The following is an 835-nucleotide window of genomic DNA, read 5'->3' on the forward strand; positions in this document are numbered from 1 at the left end:
AAATAGGTCTACCAAAGTAATATCCGTTAAGGAGGTAAAACAAGAGTTACCATCCACTACCTCCAAGCTATACGTTCCAGAAGGCGCATTGACTAGGTTGGGCGTAGTAGCTACTACATTAAAGCCATCATCATACCAAGCATATTCATAGTTGCCCGTGCCTCCGCTTACAGTTACCGTTGCTCCGCCACTAGCGGCTCCGTTACACTCTATATCTGTAATGCCTTCCAAGGTGATAGTAAGGGCTTCTGGTTGGGTTATGGTCAACTCCGCTGTTGCACTCACTCCTGCACCATCCCTGTCTGTCACTTCTAAACGATAGTTCCCTGCACCAACATCAAAAAGGTCGGCTTCCGTTGCATCTGCTATCGCCGTATAACTACCGCCCTCTTCTTGATACCATTGGTAAGCGTACCCAGGGGTACCGCCTACAATAGTACTAATCAGGGATACCGTTTGTTCGCCATAACAAGATACTTCCCCATCCGCTGTAAGGGTTACCGCAAGCTCTCCCGGTTCGGTGACCACATAGTCAAAATTCCTTGAACAACCATTGCTGTCCGTAATGCGTACACTATAATTGCCTTGTGCTAAATCTATTGCCGTCCATCCATCATCTGTGGTGGTTACCACTCCTACTCCTGACCAAGCCAATTGATAGGTGTCCGCACCGTTTAAGGTGCCTCCGGTGATTTCCGTGATACGAATAGTACCATCATTTGACCCAAAGGACGATAGTCCTAACACAGAAGCCGTAGCTGTTATCGGTTCCGGTTCGTCCACTTCAAAGTCTATCGCATAACTACATCCGTTACTTGCCCTATCGGTAACAAAT

Annotated in this window: 1 protein-coding gene; it reads right to left on the minus strand. The window is 47.4% G+C overall.

The window, feature by feature from the left end:
• Positions 1 to 835 (minus strand): SprB repeat-containing protein (locus tag FBT53_RS15970; RefSeq protein WP_205729055.1); only part of this gene is annotated, 835 nt, incomplete at both ends.

It is taken from the genome of Flavobacterium sp. ASW18X (genome assembly GCF_005144745.1).
Lineage (GTDB): Bacteria > Bacteroidota > Bacteroidia > Flavobacteriales > Flavobacteriaceae > Croceivirga.